Source organism: Geothrix oryzisoli, assembly GCF_022808865.1.
Classification (GTDB): domain Bacteria; phylum Acidobacteriota; class Holophagae; order Holophagales; family Holophagaceae; genus Geothrix; species Geothrix oryzisoli.
Genome location: NZ_JAKZLB010000003.1, coordinates 588,820 through 607,800 on the forward strand (window position 1 = coordinate 588,820; position 18,981 = coordinate 607,800).

Consider the following 18,981-nt stretch of genomic DNA (forward strand, 5'->3'; position numbering starts at 1 on the left):
CTCCACCTGATGGGATCAGGCTGCCCGCCGTCTCCGGCGCCGCAGCCAGAGGCCCACGGGGCCCAGCACCAGCCAGGCCAGCAGGACGATCTTGAACAGCGGGGACACGGGAACTCCGGGCAGGCCTGGGCCTCGAACCAGCCTCTCACGCCCAGGCCCGGGAGCGACACGGCGGTATGCTGGCCCCATGGCGACGGGGGATACGGCTTCGATGGGCACCTGCCTTCTGGCGGGCTGCGGCTACACGGGGGTGCGGCTGGCCCGGCGCCTGATCCCCCGCCGGCCGGTGGTGGCCCTGGTGCGCTCGGCGGCGTCCGCCGCGGCGCTGGCGGCTGCCGGGATTCCGGCCCGCGCCGCGGACCTGGATGGACCGGGGGCCGTCGAGGTGCCGCCCGACCTCGCCGCGGTGGTCTACCTGGCCCCTCCGCCGGCGACGGGAGAGGCGGATCCGCGGTTGCGGCGGTTCCTGGACAGCCTGGCCGAGGCCCGGCCCGAGGTCCTGGTCTACCTGAGCACCACGGGCGTCTACGGGGACACGGGCGGGCGCCCCGTGGATGAGGCTTCACCCACCCCGCCCGCCGAGGCGTCGTCCCGCCGCCGCCTCGCCGCCGAAGGCCTGGTCTCGGCCTGGTGCGGGGCGCGGGGCCTCCGCTGCGTGATCCTGCGCGTGGCGGGCATCTACGGCCCCCATCGGCTGCCGCTGGAGCGGCTGCGGGCGGGCGAGCCGGTGGTGAACCCGGAGGGATCAGGCCCCGGCAACCGCATCCACGTGGACGACTTGGTGGCGGTCTGTGAGGCGGCGCTGGACCGGGCCGTGTCGGGCGTGGTCAACGTGGCGGACGGGGACCACCGCAGCATCGGCGCCTTCCTGGAGCTGGTGGCGCGGCTGGCGGGACTCCCCGCTCCCCGCCGGGTGACGCTGGAGGAAGCCCGCCACGAGTTGAGCCCCGGCATGCTGGCCTTCCTCCTGGCCTCCCGGGAGGTGCTCAACCGGCGCCTGGTGGAAGACCTGGGCGTGCGCCTGCGCTACGCGGACCCGGAGGCGGGCGTGCGCGAAAGCCTGCGGGAGATGGGCCTGATCAGTAGCGCAGCACGCTGAACACGGGCAGCCCCTCGACCTTCTCGCGGCCGGGCAGGGAGGTGAGCTCGATGAAGACGGTGAGCGCCACCGGCTGGGCGCCGGTCTTCTGCACGAGGCGCTGGGCCGCCGCCGCGGTGCCGCCGGTGGCCATCACGTCATCCACGATGAGCACCCGGTCGCCGGGGCCGAAGGCATCCGTGTGGATCTCCAGGGCGTCGCTGCCGTACTCGAGGCCGTAGGCCTCCTTGTGGGTGGCCATGGGCAGCTTGCCGGGCTTGCGGGCGGGCACGAAGCCCACGCCCAGCTTCTGGGCCAGGGCGCTGCCGAAGATGAAGCCGCGGGATTCCAGGCCCAGCACGTGGGTGGGCTGGAGGGTGAGCACGGGCTGCGCCATGGCCTCCACGGCCTCGGCGAACGCCTCGGCGTGGGACAGCAGCGGCGTGATGTCGCGGAAGAGGATCCCGGCTTTGGGGAAGTCCGGCACGTCACGGACGAAGGCGCTGAGGGGAGTCGTAAGAGTCATGGCTACCTGATGATCTGGAAAGGGAAGGGAAGCGAGGATCGCACATCCAGGGGCTCCCAGTCCAGCCGTCGTACGGCGGCGCAGGTCGGGCCCTCCGCCAGCCGGGCCCGGAAGGCTGCCAGGGCGGCCGCGGAACCCTCCACCTCGCCGCTCACGGAGCCGTCCGGCTCGTTGCGCACCCAGCCCGCCAGAGCCAGCGCCTCGGCCTCCCGGGCGGCGAAGCGGCGGTAGCCCACCCCCTGGACCTCGCCATGGACGTGGAACCGGGCGGGCACCGGGCTATCCCCGGGCCGGCCTGTTGAAGGCCGCGTCGAAATCGGCCTGCCGCGCCAGGGTCTCGGGGCAGCCGAGGTCGAGCCGGAGGGGCGTGACGCTGGCGAAGCCCTCGAACACGGCTCCGGCGTCGCTGCCGGGGGCCTTGGCGTAGGTGGGGCCTGCGTCGCCGCCGATCCAGAAGTAGGGGGTGTTCCGGGGATCGGTCCGGCGTTCCACCAGGTCGTGGTAGGCCCGGCTGTCCTGACCCGTGAGCCGGAACCCCTTCGGCTCGCCCTTGGGGAAGTTCACGTTCCAGATGCGGTTGGCGGGCAGCTCCATGGCCTCCCAATGATCGAGGAAGCGCCCGATCCAGGGCTCCGCATCCTCCAGGCGGCCCTGGGGATGGATGGAGAAGGCCGCGGCCCGGGCGCCCTGGAGCCGGCCTTCGAAGGCGGCGCCCACGGTGCCGGAGTAGAACACGTCCTCGCCCAGGTTGAAGCCGTGGTTGATGCCGGAGAGCACCCAGTCCGGCCGGCGGTCCAGCACCTCGCAGACGCCCAGCAGCACGCAGTCCACCGGCGTGCCGTCGCAGGCGTGGCGGTCGGGTCCGATCTCGTGCAGGCGGAGGATGTTGTGCAGGCTCAGGGCCGAGGAGATGGCCGAGCGGTTGCGGTCGGGCGCCACGGTGACCACCCGGCCGAAGCGGGCGGCCACCCGGGCCAGGGCCGCCAGGCCCGGGGCCCAGAGACCATCGTCGTTGGTGAGCAGGATCAGGCGTTCGGGCATGGGGCCAGTGTACCCCGTGGGTCCGGCCTTAGAGTGCCTAACAGAACCCCGACGAGGTCGCGAGAAAGCCAGGTGGGATGCACCGCAAGGAAGGGCCCGCAGGGCGATGCGGGACATCGTTCAAGGGCCGTGACGCCGCGGGGCGCCCACCTGGCTTTCTCCCTCCGGGCGAGGGCCGGCGGGCGTCACGATGCCGCGTCACGCTCGTCGCGCGTAGTACCCGCTACGCATCTCCTCGCGTTCCTCGCCTCGCTCGCCCGGCGGCCCTCGCGCGGCCCCGTGGGGGTTCTGTTAGGCACTCTTAATCGCTGTCAGGATGGAATTCACCTTCCCGTTCCATGGATCCCGACGCCCTGACCCCTCCCGCCCTGCCGCTCCCCCTGGGGGAGGCCTTCGTCGCGGAGGCCGGGATCGGCCGGACCGCCCTCCTCGCGCCCCTCCGTGAAAGGATCGTGGCGTTCGCGGCATCCCGGGGTGCAGGCGCCCATGCGGAGGACCTGGCGCAGGAGGTGCTGGTGCTGCTCCACACGAAGTACGGCCATCTGGACACGGCGGAGGACCTGGTCCCCCTGGCCTTCCAGATCCTGCGCTTCAAGCTGGCGGCCCTGCGGCGCAAGGCGGCCCGGCGGGGCGAGTATGACGCGGTGGACGTGGACGCCTTCCCGCCGCCCTCGGACGCCCCGGATCCCGCCACGGTGCTGGAGCGCAAGGAACTGCTGGCCCGGCTCCTGGGCGGGATCGCCCGCATGGGGGAGCGCTGCCGGGAGCTGTTCCGGCTCAAACTCCAGGGCCGCACCTTCGCGGAGATCCAGGGCCTCATGGGCGCGGCCAGCCTCAACACCATCTACACCTGGGACCACCGCTGCCGGAAGCAGCTGCTGGAAACGCTGGGCGGGCGCTGGGACGGAGCTTCCGGAAGGGGGGCGCCATGAAGCGCGCCGAGGCCGAGAAGCTGCTGGGCGGCCATGCCACCGGGAACCTGACCGCCGAGGAGCGGCGGAGGCTGTTCGAGGCGGCCCTGGCGAGCCAGGACCTGTTCGACGCCCTGGCCGACGAAGAGGCCCTGCGGGAGCTGCTGGCGGATCCGGCCGCCCGGACCCAGGTGCTGGCCGCCCTCGCTGCTCCGGCTGGGCCGAAGGTCGTGCCCTTCTGGCGGCGGCCCGGCCTGATCGGGGCCGCCGCGGGGCTTATCGTGGCCACTACCGCCGGTCTGGCGATCCTGCGCAGCCCCGAGGCCCCACTGCCGGCCGCCAAGGTGGAGGCGGCTCCGGCGCCCGCGGCGGCGCCCGCAGCCGAGGCCAAGCCGGGCCCCGCGCCGGCCGCGAAGACGGCCCGGTTCCGGGAGGCGGCCGAGCCACGCCAAGCGCAGACCGCCCCCGCCTCGGGGAACCTGGCGGCGCCTGCCCCGACCCCAGTCCCATCGTCGGCCCCGCCGCCAGCCCCGGTCCAGGCCGCCGGGGCCGTGGCGCCTTCGGAAGCGGCCCGGCGCCAGCTGGAGGTCCGCGACCAGGTGGCCCGGAAGGAGGTCTCGGTGGGCCAGCGCCGGGCCGCCGCGGTGGCGGAGGTGCTGGGGTCCGTGTCGACCGCGCCCGGCCTGGCCGTGACGGCCGCGCCCGCCGGCGGGCCTCCGGCCTCCCTGACCGTGGCGCCGGTGTGGACCCTCGACCCGCTGCCGGATGGCTCCACCCGCGTGACCGTGCGGTCCGCTCCGACGCCCCATGTGGTCCTGCTCCGACGCGGGGAGGCCGGGGTCGAGGTGCTCGTACCCGCGCCCACGGGCGGCTCAGGCCCCTGGCGGTTCCAGGTCCGCCTGGCGCCCGGCGACGCCTTGGACCTCTACGTGATGAACGATCCGGTGACCGACGCGGCGAAGCTGCCGGAAACGGGGCCTGTGAAGGGCTTCCGGGCCCGGATCCAGCCGCCCGCAAAAAAGGATCCGCCCCGCTGAAAGGGACGGGCCTCCCGCGGCATTCCCTCCTGAACCGCGCCCTCTGGCGCGACCCCTCCGGGAGGAACCCATGCCGCTGCGCCGGTCCACCACTGCCCTGTTCGCCTGCTGCGCAGGTCTCGCTGTGTCCTTCCAGGGGGATGCGCAGGCCCGCAGCCGGCCGATCTTCCATCCCCCGACCCAGGCCGCCGGAGGCGAAGCGCCTGATGCCACCCTCTCGCCCTACTTCTTCGTGAAGAGCGAGGACGCCTCGGTGGACCAGCTCCCGCTGAAATCCACCTCCGCCAAGGTGGCCATCGCCGGCGTGATCGCCGACGTGACGGTGACGCAGGTGTACCGCAACACCGGTACGAAGGCGCTGGAGGCGGTGTATGTCTTCCCGGGCTCCACGCGCTCGGCGGTCTACGGCATGACCATGACCATCGGCGCGCGGGTGCTGAAGGCCCAGATCAAGGAGCGCGGCCAGGCCCGGGCCGACTACGAGCAGGCGAGGCAGCAGGGCCGCAGTGCCTCGCTGCTGGAGCAGCACCGGCCCAATGTCTTCCAGATGAACGTGGCGAACATCCTGCCCGGCGACGAGATCCGCGTGGAGCTGTGCTACACCGAGCTGCTGGTGCCCACGGAAGGCACCTACAGCTTCGTCTATCCGACGGTGGTGGGCCCGCGCTACGCCGGCAAGGCGGGCACGGCGTCGAGCACCGGCGAGCCCTGGGTGGCCAACCCCTACACCCACGCCGGCGAGAAGCCCGCCACCACCTTCGACCTGGAGGTGAAGCTGGCCGCGGGCCTGCCCATCCAGCGCATGGCCTGCGACACGCACAAGACCTCCATCGCCTATGACGGCAAGGCGGACGCCACGCTGCGCCTGGATCCCAGCGAAGCCCAAGGCGGCAACCGCGACGTCATCGTGAAGTACCAGCTGGCTGGGAATGCCGTGCAGTCGGGGCTGCTGCTGGACCAGCGCAAGGAGGGGAACACCTTCCTGCTCATGGCCCAGCCGCCCAAGCGCGTCACGCCCAAGGACCTGCCGCCCCGCGAGTTCGTCTTCATCATGGACGTCTCCGGCAGCCAGATGGGCTTCCCCATCGAGGTGTCCAAGGTGCTCATGAAGGAGATGATCCAGGGCCTGCGGCCCCAGGACCTCTTCAACGTGATGGTCTTTGAGGGCACCTCGGCATTCTGGTCGCCGAGCGGGTCGCAGCACGCCACGCCCGAGGCCACGGCGCAGGCCCTGACCTTCGTGGGCTCCCAGCAGGGCGGTGGCGGCACGGAGCTGGGCGCGGCCCTGCGGAAGGCCCTGGGCCTGCCCCGGGTGCCCGGCATCTCGCGCACCTTCGTGGTCTCCACGGACGGCTACATCAGTGCCGACGGCCAGGTGTTTGACCTCATCCGCCAGAACCTGGGCTCGGCGAATCTCTTCGCCTTTGGCATCGGCAGCGCCGTGAACCGCCACCTCATCGAGGGCATGGCCCATGCGGGGCAGGGCGAGGCCTTCGTCATCACGAAGCCCGAGCAGGCCGCTGCCGAAGCGGAGCGCTTCCGCGCCTACGTGTCCTCGCCGGTGCTCACGAATGTGAAGCTCACCACGATCGGCTTCCGCATCCAGGACCTCGAGCCCCTGCAGCTGCCGGATGTGCTGGCGGACCGGCCGGTCATCTGCCTCGGCAAGTGGAGCGGCGAGGCCGCGGGTTCCGTCACGCTGTCCGGTGTGAGCGGCAGCGGACCCTGGAGCCAGACGTTCGAGGTGGGGAAGGTGAAAGACCGCGACCACGGCGCCCTGCGCCAGCTCTGGGCCCGCCAGCGCATCCAGGCCCTGTCGGACTACGACCAGTTCGGCCAGGACGAGGGCCGCAAGGCGGAGGTCACGCGCCTGGGCCTCGCCTACCACCTGCTGACGGCCCACACCTCCTTCGTCGCGGTGGACACGGTGGTGCGCAACACGGGTGGCGCCAGCACCACCGTCACCCAGCCCCTGCCGCTGCCGGAAGGCGTCTCCGACGCGGCGGTGGGCGGCCTGAATGCGCAGTCCGTGGCCTATGCGCCGGCCCCGAGGATGAAGTACGCCTCGGCGCCTTCAGCCGGAATGGCCGTGGTGACCCAGGACCGCGCGGCCCGGCGGGAATCCAGCCGCGGCGTCCCGGCCGAACCCAAGGCCCGGCTCTCCCTGCGCATCCTCGCCTTCTCGGGCTTCACGGGAAGCTCGGATCCGGCCTCCCTCCGGCGCGAGCTCGAGGCCCGGCTCAAGGACCCGGCCCTCCTCGCCGCCCTGGCCCACCTGCCGGCCGGCACCGAGCTGGAGCTCAAGGTGGATGCCTCCGGTCAGGTGGTGGCGGCGACCTTCAGCCAGGCCTTCCCCGGACTGGCGCAGGCCAAGGCTCTGATCCAGGTCTGGCGCCTGCGGACCTGGACCGGTGGCCTGGGCGGGCAACTCGACCTCACGCTGAGCCTTCTGCCCTGAATCCAAGATTTTACCCTACGCGGATCCCTGGCTTGCCGGGGATCCGCGCTGGCGTGGGGGTCGGTTTGGGGTACCTTCGTACCCATGCGAAAGCATCTGGGAGTGACCTTGATGCTGACCCTCGGGGGCTGCCACCCGGATCCGGCCCAGCCCGCCTCCCCTCCCCCGGTGGCGGAGCCGGTCCTCGTCGAGGCCCGGCTCCGCATGGTGCGGGAACAGATCGTGGCCCGGGGCATCGCCGATCCCCGGGTGCTCGAGGTCATGGGCCGGGTGCCCCGGCATGAATTCGTCCCCGCCTCCCGCCGGGCGGAGGCCTACGAGGACTGCCCCCTGCCCATCGGCTACGGGCAGACCATCTCCCAGCCGTACATCGTGGCCTTCATGACGGCGGTCCTGAACCCCAGGCCCGGGGACCGCGTGCTGGAAATCGGCACCGGCTCCGGCTACCAGGCCGCGGTGCTCGCGGACCTGGTGGCCGAGGTCTACACCATGGAGATCATCGAACCGCTGGCGAAGCGCGCCGAAGCGGACCTCAAGCGGCTGGGCTACGCCAACGTGAAGGTCCGAGCCGGGGATGGCTACCGGGGCTGGCCCGAGGCCGCGCCCTTCGATGCCATCATCGTCACCTGCGCCCCGGAGGACGTGCCGCCGGCCTTGGTGGATCAGCTCAAGGAAGGCGGCCGGATGATCCTCCCCGTGGGCTCCCAGTGGGGGGCCCAGGAACTGTACCTCCTCCGGAAGACGGCCACGGGGATGAAACGGCAGGGGATGCTGCCGGTGCGGTTCGTGCCGATGGTGAAGGGCCCTGGGTGAGGCCGTCTGGCGCGGCCCGATCAGGAACCGGGCGCGGCGGGGGCCTTGGCTGGTGCCGGGGACCGGTCCGTCGGCTGCCAGCCGCCGCCCAGGACTTTATAGAGGCTGACCAGGTTGCCGGCCTTGGCCTGGCGGAGGGCGATGAGGCCCTGCTGCGCGGCGTAGAGGGAGCGCTGGGCGTCGAGCACGCCGAGGTAGCCGTCCACGCCGGCCGAGTAGCGGGCCTGGGCGAGGCGGTAGGTCCCTTCCAGGGCTTGCGTGAGCGTGAGCTGGGCGGCCAGCTGGTCGTCCAGGGTGCCGCGCTGGGCCAGCGCGTCGGCCACCTCCCGGAACGCCACCTGGATGGCCTTCTCATACTGGGCCAGGTAGATGTCGCGGTCGGCCTGGGCGGCCTTGAGGTTGGACCAGCGTGACCCCGCATCGAAGATCGGCAGGACGACCTGGGGCGAGAAGGCCCAGGCGTAGGAGCCGGACTTGAACAGCCCCGACAGCTGGTTGTCCATGGAGCCGAGGCTCGTCGAGAGCGAGATGCGCGGGAAGAAGGCGGCCCGGGCCGCGCCGATGTTGGCATTGGCGGCCTTGAGCTGGTTCTCGGCCATGAGGATGTCGGGGCGCCGCATCAATACCTCGGAGGGCAGGCCGGGGGCGATGTCCCGAAGCGCCTGGATGCCGCCGAGGGCCTCCGGAAGCAGGTCCGCCGGGACGGACGAACCGACCAGGAGGCGCAGGGCGTTCTCGTCCATGGCCACCGTGCGGGTGTAGCGGGCCACATCCCCCCGGGCCGTCTCCACGCTGACCTGCGCCCGGAAGGCGTCGATCTCGGAGGAGGCGCCCACCTCGAATCGGCGCTGGACGAGTTTGTAGGCGGCCTCCTGGTTCACCAGGGTGTCCTGGGCCAGCTTCAGCGCCTCCCGATCGGCCGCGAGGGCGAGGTACACGTTCGCGACTTCGGCCAGCAGGGAGACCTGCGCGCTGTTGCGCGCCTGCTCCGTGGCGAAGTACTGCTCCAGGGCCCGGTTCTTCAGGCTCCGGACCCGGCCGAAGAAATCCAGCTCCCAGGCGGTGATGCCCACGCTGGCGGCATCGGTCTCCGCCACGATCGACCGGCCGGTGCCCGAGACGCTGGCGGGCAGCCGCTGCTTGTTCCCGTAGGCGACTGCGTTGACCGTGGGCAGCAGCTCGGCCCGCTGGATGCGATAGTAGGCCCGCGCCTTCTCGGTGTTCAGCGCCGCGATCCGGAGATCCCGGTTGTGGCGCAGGGCGAGGTCGAGGACTTTCCTCAGGCGCTCATCGAGGTAGAACTCCTGCCAGGCGGTGTCGGCGGCGGCCTGCCCGGAGGCGCCGGCTGGGGCCTTGTACGAAGGTCCTTCAGGCCAGGCCTTGGGCACCGGCGGCTCAGGGGTGCGGTACCTCGGCGCCATGGAGACGCAGCCGGTCAGCGCCAGGGCGAGAGGAAGGATGGACCAGGCTTTGGGCGACATCATGGCTGCCCCTCCTCGGAAACTGCAGCCTGCGCCGGGGCGGGCTCCTGGGCCTTCTTCTTGAACAGCTGACTCACCAGGACGAAGGACAGGGGGATGTAGAAGATGGCGATGAAGGTGGCCGTCAGCATCCCGCCAACCACCCCCGTTCCGATGGCGTTCTGGGCCGCGGCTCCGGCGCCGGTCGTCATGGCCATCGGCAGCACGCCGAAGGTGAAGGCAAGGGAGGTCATCAGGATGGGGCGCAATCGCATTCGGGAAGCCTCGATGGCCGCCTCGACGAGCCCGCTGCCCTGGGAGATGAGTTCCTGTGCGAACTGCACGATGAGGATGGCGTTCTTTGCGGCCAGGCCCAGGGTGGTCAGCAGGCCGATCTGGAAATAGACATCGCTGGACAACCCGCGGCCCCAGGTTGCGGCCACCGCGCCGAACACCCCGATGGGGAGGATCAGCAGGACGGAGAAGGGGATGGACCAGCTCTCGTAAAGGGCGGCAAGGCACAGGAAGATGACCAGGATCGAGAAGGCGTAGAGGGCCGGGGCCTGGGATCCCGCCTGGCGCTCCTGGTAGGAGAGCCCCGTCCACTCGAAGCCGATGCCGGCCGGCAGCTTCGCGGCGATGGCCTCCATGGCCAGCATGGCGTCCCCGGTGCTCTTGCCGAGGGCCGGCTCCCCATTGATGTTGATGGCCGGATAGCCGTTGTAGCGCTGAAGGTTCGGAGAACCCTGGGTCCATTCCCCCTTGGCGAACGCCGAGAAAGGCACCATCCCGCCGGATTTGTTGGGGACGTAGATCCTGTTCAGGTCCTCCAGCTGCATCCGGAAGGGGGCATCGGCCTGCATGTAGACGCGCTTGACCCGGCCCTGGTTGATGAAGTCGTTCACGTAGGAGCCACCCCACGAACTGGACAGGCCGTCGGCGATGGCCGCGGCCGAAACCCCCAGGGCGCCTGCCCGGTCCTGGTCGATCTGGACGTTGTATTCCGGCTGGTCGTCCGCCCCGACGGGCCGCACGCTCTTCAGGTTGGGGTCCTTGGCGGCCATGCCGAGGAGCGTGTTGCGGGCCTCCATGAGCTTCGCGTGGCCGACGCCACCACGGTCCTCCAACTGGAAATCGAATCCGGTGGCGCTGCCCATCTCGAGGATCGCCGGGGGGGCGAACACGAAGGCCAGGGCATCCCGGCGGGCCATCAGCTTGCCCATGGCCCGCTTCACCACGGCGGCAACCCTGAGGTCCTGGCGATTGCGCTGCTTCCAGTCCTTCAGCTTGAGGAAGGCCATGCCATTGTTCTGTCCCACGCCGGCCATGCTGAAGCCGGACACGGACATGATGGAATCCACCGCATCCTTCTCGTTCTCCATGAAGTGCTTCTGGACCTCCTTCATGACCGCTTCGGTGCGCTCCAAGGGCGCTCCCGCTGGAAGCTGGACCATCGCCATGAGGATTCCCTGGTCCTCCTCCGGCAGGAAGGCTGTGGGGAGGCGAAGGAACAGCAGGCCCGTCACCAGGACGATCGCCGCATAGATGGCTAGATAACGAGCGCGCTTGCCAAGCACCCGCTCCAGCTGGCCGGTGAAGATGTCGCGGAATCGGTAGTAGGTCCGGTCGAACCAGATGAAGAAGGGCCGGGTGACCTTCCAGCCACTCTCCGCCGCCTCGTGGCCCTTGGGTACGGACTTCAGGAAGGTGACGCAGAGGGAAGGGGTCAGGATCAGGGCCACCACCACCGACAGCAGCATGGCGGTGATGAGGGTGAGGGAGAACTGCCGGTAGATGACGCCGGTGGACCCTTCGAAGAAGGCCATGGGGCCGAACACAGCCGACAGCACCAAGCCGATGCCGATCAGGGCGCCGGTGATCTGGGCCATGGATTTGCGGGTGGCCTCCTGCACCGGGAGGCCCTCGTCATGCATGATCCGTTCGACGTTCTCCACCACCACGATGGCATCGTCCACCAGCAGGCCGATGGCCAGCACCATGGCGAACATGGTGAGCATGTTGATGGACATGCCCGTGTACTGGATCACGGCGAAGGTGCCCAGCAGCACGACCGGAACGGCGATGGTGGGGATCAGGGTGGCCCTGAAATTGCCAAGGAAGAGCAGCATCACCAGGAAGACCAAGACCACGGCCTCGATCAGGGTCTTCACCACCTCCTCGATGGCCACGCTCACGAACGGGGTGGTTTCGTAGGGGTAGGCCACCGTCACGCCGGCCGGGAAGAACTTGGACATCTCGTCCATCTTGGCCTTGATGAGTTTGGAGGTATCCAGGGCGTTCGCTCCGGAGGCCAGGCGGATGATCATGCCCGCCACGGGCTTTCCGTTCAGGCTGGTCTCGGAACCGTAGTTCTCGGTGCCCAGCTCGATCCGGGCCACATCCCGGAGATGGACCGTGGAGCCATCCGGATTGATGCGCAGGGGGATGTCCCCGAATTGTTCCGGGGTCTGCATGAGTTCCTGGACGTTGACGGTCACGTTCAGCTGCTGGCCCTTCACTGCGGGCAGGCCGCCGGCCTGCCCCGCGGAGATCTGGGCGTTATAGGCCCTGACGGCGGTCCGGACATCGTTGGGCGTGAGGCTATAGCTGGCCAGCTTGTCCTGGTCCAGCCAGAGCCGCATGGCGTACTGGGATCCGAAGGACATGACCTCCCCCACGCCTTCGACCCGGGCCAGCACCGCTTCGATGTTGGAGGACATGTAGTCGCGCAGATCGTCGGAGTTGAGGCTGCCGTCCTCGGAACGGATCGCGACGATCATGAAGAAGTTCCGGGTGGACTTGGTGACCTGGATGCCCATCTGCTGGACCGCTTGGGGCATGAGGGGCTTGGCCGTTTCCAGCTTGTTCTGGACCTTGGCCCAGGCCACGTCCGGGTCGGTGCCCGGCTTGAAGGTCAGGGTGACGGTGCCCCGGCCCGAAGAGTCGCTGGTCGCGGAGAAATAGAGCAGGTTGTCGAGCCCGGTCATCTTCTGTTCGATGATCTGGGTGACGGTGTTCTCCACCGTCTTTGCCGAGGCTCCCGGGTAATAGGCGGCCACCGTGATCGAAGGCGGAGCCACAGGAGGGTACTGGGAAACGGGCAGGGCCCGGATGGCGAGGACTCCGGCCAGCATGATGATGATGGCCACCACCCAGGCGAAGATCGGCCGGTCGATGAAGAAATTGACCATGGTGCGGCTCCTCTACTTCGCAGCCGCGGGGGCGGGGGCCGACGCGGGTACGACTTTCACGGCCACGCCCGGGCGGATCTTCTGCAGGCCTTCCACGACCACGCGGTCCCCGGCGTTGAGGCCTTCAAGGATCAGCCACTTCGAGCCGATGGCGCGGTCCACCTTGAGCGTCCGCTGCTCGATCTTGTCGGACGGGTCGACCACCATGGCGATGGCGTTGCCCTTGGGGTCGCGGGTGACACCTTGCTGCGGCACGAGGATGGCGTGCTCGGCCACGCCCTCTTCCACGATGGCGCGAACGTACATGCCCGGCAGCAGGATGTGGCGGGGATTCGGGAACACCATGCGGAGGATCTGCGAGCCCGTGCTCGGATCCACGGTGACATCGGAGAACTTCAGGACCCCCTGCTGGGCGTAGGGGGTGCCGTCCTCCAGGAGCAGCTTCACGCGGGCGGAATCCGCGCTGCCCTTGATGCGGTTGGCGGCCAGGTTCCGCTGGATGCCGAGCAGGATGGCGCTGGACTGGGGCGAATCCACATAGACCTGGTCCAGCTGCTGGATGGTGGTGAAGGCCGGGCCTTGGTAGGCCGCCGCCAGGGCGCCGGGGGTCACGTTGGACTTGCCGATGCGGCCCGAGATCGGCGCCGTGATGCGGGTGTAGCCGAGGTTGATCCGGGCGGACTCGGCGCCGGCCTTCAGGGCCTGGACCTCGGCTTCGGCCTGCTTCTGGGCGGCGGCTGCGTCCTCATAGTCCTGCTGGCCCACGGCATTGATGGCGACCAGTTCCTTGAACCGCTCGGCGCGCTTCCGGATGGCGGGCAGGTTGGCTTCGGCCCGGGCGAGGGCGGCGGCGGCCGTGTCGTAGGCGGCCTGGTAGGGCCTGGGGTCGATCTGGTAGAGCACGTCGCCCTGCTTCACGTCGGCTCCCTCGGTGAAGAGCCGCTGCTGGACAATGCCGTTCACCTGGGGATGGACCTCGGCCATGAGGAAGGCGGAGGTCCGTCCCGGAAGTTCGGAGGTGATCGCGACCTTTTCAGGCTGCAGGGTCACCACGGAGACCTCAGGCGCGGGCCGCGCCTGCTCCTTCTTGCCGCACCCGACAGTCAGCGCACCTGCCACCAGGGCGCCGGCGACGAAGATCATTCCACCTCGATAGGGGGTCTGCATGGGAGTGCTCCAGGAAGGGCTGAGAAAAATCTGGCGGCCTGAGGGGGGAATCGGGACGACGGACCGTCAGTATCAACGCTGGCGGAGGCCCTGATAAGCGAAATCAGCCAGGCGGTCCGCCATGGCATCGAGGGACAGCGAAGGGTCGGCCGAGGTCCAGGCCAGGCCGTTGATTTCGCTCATCAGGGCGTGGTGGATGCAGCTGCCATGCAGGGTGATGCCCCAGAAGTCGACCTCTTCGGGGGATAGGTCAGGGCGAATGGCGCGGAGGCAGGCGCGGGCCTCCCGGACGAACGGCTCCATGCGCGTCTGCAGGAGATCCCTGACCTCGTGCCTGGGGGACTGAAGCTCGCTCAGCCACAGGCGCGAAGCCGGTTCCCGCAGAGGGTCCGAGCCGTCGAAGTGGGCGTCCACCTCGCGGAGGACCCTGCGGATGTGCGCGCGGAGCCGCGCCCGCCCGTCCATGGGGCTCGCCGCGGCCTGGGGCGGTTCCTGAGCGTCCTCGCCCGCTGTCTTGGCCGAGAAGTGGGTCAGCAGGTAGCGGAAGACTTCCCGGTACAGCCCTTCCTTGCCCTTGAAGTAGTAGGAGATGAGCGAGGAGTTCTTCCCGGCCATGGAGGCCACCAGGCGGATGGAGGTGGCGTCGTAGCCGTACTTGGCGAAGCAGGCCAGGGCCGCTTCGAGCAGTGCCTCGCGGGTATCAGGGGAGAGGGTGGTTTCGGAGGGGCACACGGGATATCCACGCCTTAATCGTTCGACCGAACAATAGAATTGATCGATCGGATGATTCTGGCAATCAATTTTTTTAGATAATATAAATAAAATAAAACATTTTTTATATTATATAAAATGAAATTAATGCAATTAAAAAAATAAACGAATTATAATAAATGGCACTCATGATAGGTCACTCGACCGATGTATCCTGCTGCTTCGGGAGGGATACCCATGAAATCGAGCCTGGGTTTGGTCGAGCTTCCCCCGGCCGGTCCCCCGGTGATCCGGCGTCCACCCTCTGCGCGGCGGCAACCCGAGGCTCTACCCTTCGCGCGGGGGCGGCGTATCGGCCCGCAGTCCGTGCAGGCAGACGTCCACCAGCATCTCCGCCTCCTGGAAATGGCTGCCGAACGGGGGGTACTCGCCCCAGACCACCTTGTTGAGGCCCAGCATCGTACCGTGGCCCGCCACCTGGCCCATGATCGTGGCGCCGAGGAAGGCCACCTGGGCGGCGCTCAGCTCGGGGCGGATGATCTGGATGCACTCCCGGATCAGGTCCGCGGTCGGGCCGAGGTACTGGTGGATGATCGGGTGGAGGCTGGGGCGCGGGGCGCGGAACTCCCGGACCCAGAGGCGGGCCCGGTGATCCTGGAAGGGCCTGGCTTCCGACGCGTCCGGAGCCGCCTGCTGGTACATGAAATGGATCTGCTCGCGCAGCAGGCGAATGGCTCCCAGCCGGTCCTTCGGATCCAGTCCCGAGGCGAGCGAGCGCTGGGCCGCGGGCGGCGTGGAGGTCTCGAAGATGTGCTTGAACACCTCCAGGTACAGCCCCTCCTTGTTCCTGAAGTAGTGGGACAGGAGCGAAAGGGGCCGTCCCGCCTTCTCCGCGATCATCCGCATGCTCGTGCCGTCGAATCCATGGTCGGCGAAGCACACCAGGGCGGCCTGGAGCAGGGAGGTGCGCGTGTCGGGGGTTTTGGCTTCCATGGCGGAACCCAGGATATCCCTACTTGCCTCCGATCCGCGGAGCCGAATGGCGGTGTGCCATGCGGGTTCCCGCCGTCTGCGGGGGATCGCGCCTCCAACGGGGAAGGGGCATGATCCGAAGGCGTGCGCTGTACCTCCTCCTTGCGTTGGCGCCGGCGCTCATCGCGGCCTCGGAGGAACCCTGGCCGGATCCCGGCCCGCCCGCCAGCCGGGATCTCTTCCCGTTGAACCTGGTCCCGCTGAGCTACCGGCCCCTGGGTGCCAAGACCGTGGGTGCAGGCCAGTGGCGCATCTCCCTCCAGGCCACCCGCTCCAACACCTTCGAGTTCTCGGATCTGATCAAGGAACGCCTGCCCAGGGATCCCTCCGGCCGGATCACGGTGGACCGGTCCGGTGCGACCCAGTTCGCCGCGTCCATGCCGAACGAGCCCCTGATCTATTTCTTCGATGCCGAGGTCCAGCGGACCGAGTTCGGCTTCCGGTATGGCCTCACCCGGGACACGGACCTGGCGTTGACGCTGGGCTGGCAGAGCCTCGAGGGCGGCTTCATGGACGGGCTGATCGAAGCGGTGCATCGCCTCGGCTTCGAGCAGGCTGGACGCAGCGCCATCGCCCGGAACCAGCTGACCTTCGCCATCATCCAAAAAGGGCAGGTGATCTACTTCTCGCAGGAGCCGGTCCGGTTCCATGTCGTGGATCCCGTGGTGGCGGTCCTCCATCGCTGCTACGAGGATCCCCGGTTGACGGTCAGCTTCATCGGGGCGGTGCAGATTCCCGCCACCCGCTTCGCGGGGGAGTTCCGTTCGGACTGGGATTCGAGCGCGGGCCTGACCTTCCAATGGGAGCCCTCGTCCGCCCAGGCCATCCATGGAGGCGGCGCCTACCTCCGCCGCAGCATCCGGGGAGGTGTGGGCGCGACCCCCTTCCTCATCAAGGATCAGATCGCCGGGCACCTGGGCTGGGAGTGGCGCGGCTGGTCCCGGGTGCGCCCGTTCCTCGTGCTCGTCTACCACGATGCGCTCACCTCCCAGGGCCCGGGGGCGACCCTGGACAAACCCTCCGTGATCCACGACCTGGGGGTGCACGTCCGGCTGGGACCGCGCACGGCCCTGACCTTCAGCTACCTCAACAACCTCACGCACAACGAGAACACGGCCGACATGGGCCTGGCAGTGCGGCTGGCCGTGAGGCCGTAGGCGAAGGCCCGATGGGCCATTCAGGTCATTCCGCCTCAGGATCGGGACCCGACCGATCAGGAGGATTCGAACTGCGTCTGGCTGCACCAGCCGCCAGTCTTGCTCCGGCCTGCCATCAAGGCACGCCTCGGGCGATCCCACTCGGAGGTTCGCCGTGCTCCGTATTTGGGGCCGACCCATCAGGGCGGGATCCGAACTGCGTCTGGCTGCGCCAGTCGCCGGTCTCGCTTCGGCGTGCCATCAAGGCACGCCTCGGGCGATCCCACTCGGAGGTTCGAATCCTCTCGACCCGAAGGGTCGAAGCACCAGAAAAAGGGGCCCGATTGGGCCCCGTTTTCTGGTGATTTGGTCGGCGCGAGAGGATTCGAACCTCCGACCCCTACCACCCCAAGGTAGTGCGCTACCAGGCTGCGCCACGCGCCGTGAATCATTGACTCTAGACCGGACGGGGCCTCAGGTCAAGGTTTGACTGGATGGGACAGGCGCTCGTACAGGGCCCGCACGGATTTGAGGATGGGTTGGAGGTCGGAACTGGTGCGGAGAAGCCTTGGAATGGTGGGTTTGGGCTTCGCGGCCGGAGCGGCGGGAAGGTCGTCGGCGTCGAGACCCAGGTCCAGGCGCTGCACGAGGTGACCGTGGGCCAGCAGCTCCGCGCAGTCGGCCACGGTGAGGCCTTCGGCCAGCCAGGCCTTGATGCGCTTCAGGCGCGGCAGCTCGTCCACATGGTAGTAGCGGAGGTTGCCCTTGCTGCGCCGCGGCTTGATGTCCGGGATGACGTCTTCCCAGTAGCGCAGATCCTTGGGCCCCACGCCGATGAGGGTGGCGGCTTCACCGATCTTGAACCACTTCTTGTCACTCACGGTCTGCCTCCGACCGTCGCGATTCGCTCCCTGTGGGGACCCCGCTCCGCAGGCTCCCCCGGAGCCTGCTCCGCGACCCACATGGCCGCGAGATCTTGAACCACTTCTTGTCCGCCATCGGGGACCCCGCCTAGCTTTCCCTGGGCTCGATGCCCAGGGCCTTGAGGCGCTTGTAGAGGTTGGAGCGGTCGACGCCCACGCGCTCGGCCACGCGGGTCATGTTGCCGCTCTGGAGCTTCATCTCCCGCTGGAGGTACTGGGCCTCGAACCAGTCGCGGGCCTCCTTGAGGCTGGGGAACTCGGGGAAGGAGAAGGGGTCCTGGTCACCCAGGTGGCGGGCGGCCAGGGCGCCCAGGTCGCGGGGGCCGATCTCCGCGCCGCGGCCCAGGATGACGGCGCGTTCCATGAGGTTCTTCAGCTCGCGCACGTTGCCCGGCCAGTCGTGGCGCAGCAGGGTGTCCTTGGCCTCCGGGCCCAGGTGCTTGGGTGGCCGCCCGTACTGGTGGCCGATGCGGCTGATGAAGGCCTCGGCCAGGGGCAGGATGTCCTCGGGCCGCTCGCGCAGCGGTGGGATGCGCAGGGGCACCACGGCCAGGCGGAAGTACAGGTCCTCGCGGAACCGGCCCCGGGTGATCTCGCCGGCGAGATCCTTGTTGGTGGCGGCGATGACGCGCACGTCCACGCCCACGGCCCCGCCGCCGCCCACGGGCTCCACGCGGCCCTCCTGGAGGGCGCGCAGGACCTTGGCCTGGGTCTTGAGGGACATGTCGCCCACTTCGTCGAGGAACAGCGTGCCGCCGTCAGCCTCGCGGAACTTGCCCTTCTGGTCGCGCACGGCACCGGTGAAGGCGCCCTTCTGGTGGCCGAACAGCTCGCTCTCGATGAGTTCCTCGGGGATGGCGGCGCAGTTCACCTCGACGAAGGGGGCGTCCTTGCGGGGGCTCTGCAGGTGGATGAGCCGGGCGACTTCCTCTTTGCCGCTGCCGTTCTCGCCCGTGAGGAGCACGCGGCCCTCGGTGGGCGCGACCAGGGCCACGTCGGCCATGAGGCGCTTCATGGCGGGGCTGTCCGCGAGGAAGAAGCGGCCGCCCTCGACCTCCGCGTGGAGGCGCTGGTTCTCGCGCTCCAGCTTCGACTGGCGCAGGGCGTTGCCCGTCACCAGCAGGAGGCGGTCCAGGTCGATGGGCTTCTCGAGGAAGTCGAAGGCGCCCAGCTTGGTCGCCTGCAGGGCGGTGTCGATGCTCGCGTGCCCGGAGATCATCACCACCGGCAGGTCGGGCCGGATCTGCTTGGCCTGCTTCAGGGTCTCCAGGCCGTCCTGGCCCGGCAGCCAGACATCGAGCAGCATGAGCTGGATGCCTTCGCCATCGGGGTTGTGGAGCAGGTCGATGGCCTGCTCGCCCCGCTCGGCCTTCACCACGTGGTAGCCCTCGTCCTTGAGGGCTTCGCCCAGGGACCGCCGGATGCCCGGCTCGTCATCCACCAGGAGGATGGTCGTAGGGACAGTCATGAGTCCATGCTGGGCATCAGCCAAGCCTT

16 protein-coding genes and 1 tRNA gene are annotated in these 18,981 nt (G+C 69.1%); 6 read left to right on the forward strand and 11 right to left on the reverse strand.

From position 1 onward, the window contains the following. Positions 1-211: 211 nt before the first annotated feature. Positions 212-1,099: an NAD-dependent epimerase/dehydratase family protein gene (locus MLE43_RS10825; RefSeq protein WP_243303861.1), complete on the forward strand. Its 888-nt coding sequence runs from the start codon at positions 212-214 to the stop codon at positions 1,097-1,099. On the opposite strand, the gene MLE43_RS10830 is transcribed toward MLE43_RS10825, so the two are convergent. Genes MLE43_RS10830 through surE form a run of 3 tightly spaced genes read right to left on the reverse strand, consistent with a single transcriptional unit; the run spans position 1,080 to position 2,645 of the window. Next, positions 1,080-1,604: an adenine phosphoribosyltransferase gene (locus MLE43_RS10830; protein WP_243303863.1), complete on the reverse strand. Its 525-nt coding sequence runs from the start codon at positions 1,602-1,604 to the stop codon at positions 1,080-1,082. The genes MLE43_RS10825 and MLE43_RS10830 overlap by 20 nt on opposite strands. Before the next feature lie 2 nt (positions 1,605-1,606). Next, positions 1,607-1,879, reverse strand: a complete 273-nt coding sequence (locus MLE43_RS10835) for an acylphosphatase (protein WP_243303865.1) — start codon at positions 1,877-1,879, stop codon at positions 1,607-1,609. 4 nt (positions 1,880-1,883) lie between these two features. After that, positions 1,884-2,645 (reverse strand): 5'/3'-nucleotidase SurE, encoded by a 762-nt coding sequence (gene surE, locus MLE43_RS10840; RefSeq protein ID WP_243303867.1) that lies wholly within the window; start codon positions 2,643-2,645, stop codon positions 1,884-1,886. 338 nt (positions 2,646-2,983) lie between these two features. Here surE and MLE43_RS10845 point away from each other — a divergent pair, with 338 nt between their 5' ends. From MLE43_RS10845 to MLE43_RS10860, 4 genes are all read left to right on the forward strand, one after another. Beyond that, complete coding sequence (locus tag MLE43_RS10845; protein ID WP_243303869.1) at positions 2,984-3,577, forward strand: RNA polymerase sigma factor; 594 nt, start codon at positions 2,984-2,986, stop codon at positions 3,575-3,577. Then, on the forward strand, positions 3,574-4,593 hold the full coding sequence (locus MLE43_RS10850; RefSeq protein WP_243303871.1) for a hypothetical protein: 1,020 nt from the start codon (positions 3,574-3,576) through the stop codon (positions 4,591-4,593). Before MLE43_RS10845 ends, MLE43_RS10850 begins: the two co-directional genes overlap by 4 nt. A 70-nt stretch (positions 4,594-4,663) precedes the next feature. Further along, positions 4,664-7,051, forward strand: a complete 2,388-nt coding sequence (locus MLE43_RS10855; RefSeq protein WP_243303874.1) for a VIT and vWA domain-containing protein — start codon at positions 4,664-4,666, stop codon at positions 7,049-7,051. Between the two features lie 111 nt (positions 7,052-7,162). Beyond that, on the forward strand, positions 7,163-7,864 hold the full coding sequence (locus tag MLE43_RS10860; protein WP_243303876.1) for a protein-L-isoaspartate(D-aspartate) O-methyltransferase: 702 nt from the start codon (positions 7,163-7,165) through the stop codon (positions 7,862-7,864). A 20-nt stretch (positions 7,865-7,884) separates the two neighbouring features. Here the strand turns inward: MLE43_RS10860 and MLE43_RS10865 are convergent, their stop codons facing one another. The 5 genes from MLE43_RS10865 to MLE43_RS10885 form a co-directional block, all read right to left on the reverse strand. Continuing rightward, the gene (locus MLE43_RS10865) at positions 7,885-9,348 is read right to left on the reverse strand and encodes an efflux transporter outer membrane subunit (RefSeq protein WP_275976160.1); all 1,464 of its coding nucleotides are present in this window, start codon (positions 9,346-9,348) and stop codon (positions 7,885-7,887) included. Beyond that, entirely contained in the window at positions 9,345-12,515 is a 3,171-nt protein-coding gene (locus tag MLE43_RS10870; protein ID WP_243303878.1) for an efflux RND transporter permease subunit, read from the reverse strand. The genes MLE43_RS10865 and MLE43_RS10870 overlap by 4 nt, the downstream gene beginning before the upstream one ends. Positions 12,516-12,527: 12 nt before the next feature. Beyond that, complete coding sequence (locus MLE43_RS10875) at positions 12,528-13,682, reverse strand: efflux RND transporter periplasmic adaptor subunit (RefSeq protein ID WP_420843188.1); 1,155 nt, start codon at positions 13,680-13,682, stop codon at positions 12,528-12,530. Between the two features lie 72 nt (positions 13,683-13,754). After that, complete coding sequence (locus MLE43_RS10880; RefSeq protein ID WP_243303881.1) at positions 13,755-14,414, reverse strand: TetR/AcrR family transcriptional regulator; 660 nt, start codon at positions 14,412-14,414, stop codon at positions 13,755-13,757. 306 nt (positions 14,415-14,720) lie between these two features. After that, positions 14,721-15,386: a TetR/AcrR family transcriptional regulator gene (locus MLE43_RS10885; protein WP_243303884.1), complete on the reverse strand. Its 666-nt coding sequence runs from the start codon at positions 15,384-15,386 to the stop codon at positions 14,721-14,723. 110 nt (positions 15,387-15,496) lie between these two features. Between MLE43_RS10885 and MLE43_RS10890 the strand changes: the two genes are divergently transcribed. Beyond that, positions 15,497-16,582, forward strand: a complete 1,086-nt coding sequence (locus tag MLE43_RS10890; RefSeq protein ID WP_243303886.1) for a DUF3187 family protein — start codon at positions 15,497-15,499, stop codon at positions 16,580-16,582. 346 nt (positions 16,583-16,928) lie between these two features. On the opposite strand, the gene MLE43_RS10895 is transcribed toward MLE43_RS10890, so the two are convergent. From MLE43_RS10895 to MLE43_RS10905, 3 genes are all read right to left on the reverse strand, one after another. After that, a tRNA-Pro gene (locus tag MLE43_RS10895) sits at positions 16,929-17,005 on the reverse strand. Between the two features lie 35 nt (positions 17,006-17,040). Next, the gene (locus MLE43_RS10900; RefSeq protein WP_243303888.1) at positions 17,041-17,442 is read right to left on the reverse strand and encodes a MerR family transcriptional regulator; all 402 of its coding nucleotides are present in this window, start codon (positions 17,440-17,442) and stop codon (positions 17,041-17,043) included. Between the two features lie 130 nt (positions 17,443-17,572). Next, entirely contained in the window at positions 17,573-18,952 is a 1,380-nt protein-coding gene (locus MLE43_RS10905; RefSeq protein WP_243303890.1) for a sigma-54-dependent transcriptional regulator, read from the reverse strand. Between the last annotated feature and the right edge of the window lie 29 nt (positions 18,953-18,981).